This is a genomic window from Arthrobacter sp. CAN_A214, from assembly GCF_015751955.1.
Lineage (GTDB): Bacteria > Actinomycetota > Actinomycetes > Actinomycetales > Micrococcaceae > Arthrobacter_D.
Window position 1 is genome coordinate 1 of record NZ_JADOUU010000083.1, and the last position, 1,949, is coordinate 1,949.

A 1,949-nucleotide genomic window follows, 5' to 3' on the forward strand; every position below is an offset into this window, starting at 1 on the left:
CCGGTGGTGGTTTATTTGCCGCCGGTGGTGGCGATGCCTTTGACGAGGTATTTCTGGCCGAAGAGGAAGACCAGGAAGACCGGGAGGAGGGACACGACGGACATGGCGAACATGGAGCCCCAGGAGGAGGTCGCGGTGGAGTCCACGAAGGAGCGCAGGGCGACCGGGACCGTGTACATGGTGGGGTCGGTGAGGTAGATGAGTTGGGAGAAGAAATCGTTCCAGGTCCAGATGAACGTGAAGATCGCGGTCGTGGCCAGGGCCGGGAGCATCAGGGGAAGGATGATTTTGGTGAAGATCGCCACGTGTCCGCAGCCATCGATGCGGGCGGCTTCATCGAGTTCCCGGGGCAGGCCGCGGATGAACTGGACCATCAGGAACACGAAGAACGCATCCGTGGCCAGGAGTTTGGGCAGGATCAGCGGAATGAACGTGTTCACCCACCCCAGTTCCGAGAAGATGATGTATTGCGGGACGATGACCACGTGGATGGGCAGCATCACGGTCATGAGCATGATCGCGAAGAGCAGGTTGCGTTTGCGGAACCGCAACCGGGCGAAGGCGTACGCGGCCATCGAGCAGGACACCAGGTTCCCCACGATCGAGCCGAACACGATGATCATGGAGTTCACCATGTAATGCCCGAACGGGGAAGCCAGCGCCGTCCAGCCACTGGTGTAGTTCTCCGTCTCGAACGTCGTCAACCACAAACCCGAAAGCCGGAAAATCTCGTCATTGGGCCGCAGCGAGGACACCAGCATCCACAACAGCGGATACAGCATCAGCAACCCGAAACCGCTCAGCAGCACATGCTTGCCCGCCCGCCGCCACCGCTCCTTACGCCGCTGCGCGGACACCCCGGGCCTATCGGATCCCGACCTGCCGGATCCGAACCTGCCGGATCCGAACCTGCCGTGCTTGCCGTGCTTGCTGGGTTTGCCGGAAGTCGGCGGGGTGGGGGCGTCGGCGCCCTGGGCGGGTTGGGCCTGAATATTAGTCGTCATAGAACACCCAGTACTTCGAGGCGATGAAATTGATGAACGTGAAAATCGCGATGATCACCAACAACAGCCAGGCCATCGCCGAGGCGTAACCCATATCGAAGTTCCCGAAGCCTTTCTGATAGAGATACAACGTATAGAACATGGTCGAATCCGCCGGCCCGCCCGTCCCGCCGGAGACCACGAAGGCCTGCGTGAAGGACTGAAACGCCCCGATGATCTGCAACACCAGGTTGAAGAAAATGATCGGCGTCAGCAACGGCAGGGTGATCGTGGCCAACTGCCGGAATTTCGAGGCCGCATCCACCGACGCGGCCTCGTAATACATCGTGGGAATCTGCCGCAACCCGGCCAGGAAAATGATCATCGGCGCCCCGAACGTCCAAATATTCAGGATCATCAACGTCCCCAGAGCCGTCGAGGGATCCGAAATCCACCCCTGACCCTGAATCCCGAAAGCACCCAACACCTGATTCACCAGGCCCTGGGTACCGAAGATCTGACGCCACAACACCGCAATGGCCACCGAACCACCCAACAGGGACGGCAGGTAATACACCGAACGGTACAACCCCATCCCGCGCAACCCCCGATCCAACACCAGGGCCAAACCCAGCGCCGCAGCCAACTGCAACGGCACCGAAATGAACACGAACAAGAACGTGACCTTCAACGAATTCATCAACCGCGGATCATCCAACATCCGCGCATAATTCTCCAACCCCACCCACTCCGGGGCCTGCAACAAGTTGTAATCCGTGAACGACAAATACAACGACGCGATCATCGGCCCGATCGTAATGAGCACCAAACCAACAATCCACGGACCAAGAAACAGGAAACCCGCCCGCTCCTCCTTCTTCTCACCCGCCGTCAGCTTCCGCTTCCCACCACCCTTGACCCGCTTCAAATCAGAAAGCTCACTCAAAACCGACATAACCCACCCAC

At 59.3% G+C, this 1,949-nt stretch carries 2 protein-coding genes; both read right to left on the minus strand.

Going from position 1 to position 1,949, the window contains the following annotated elements:
- Window positions 1-11: 11 nt before the first annotated feature.
- Window positions 12-1,004, minus strand: coding sequence for a carbohydrate ABC transporter permease (locus tag IWX65_RS17490; protein ID WP_196884825.1), 993 nt, complete (start codon window positions 1,002-1,004; stop codon window positions 12-14).
- Window positions 994-1,938: a carbohydrate ABC transporter permease gene (locus tag IWX65_RS17495; RefSeq protein WP_196884826.1), complete on the minus strand. Its 945-nt coding sequence runs from the start codon at window positions 1,936-1,938 to the stop codon at window positions 994-996. The genes IWX65_RS17490 and IWX65_RS17495 overlap by 11 nt, the downstream gene beginning before the upstream one ends.
- Window positions 1,939-1,949 lie beyond the last annotated feature (11 nt).

Bases quoted from the DNA above. Each gene is read 5' to 3' on its own strand.
- IWX65_RS17495 (WP_196884826.1), bottom strand. From the start codon at position 1,938: ATGTCGGTTTTGAGTGAGCTTTCTGATTTGAAGCGGGTCAAGGGTGGT.
- IWX65_RS17490 (WP_196884825.1), bottom strand. From the start codon at position 1,004: ATGACGACTAATATTCAGGCCCAACCCGCCCAGGGCGCCGACGCCCCC.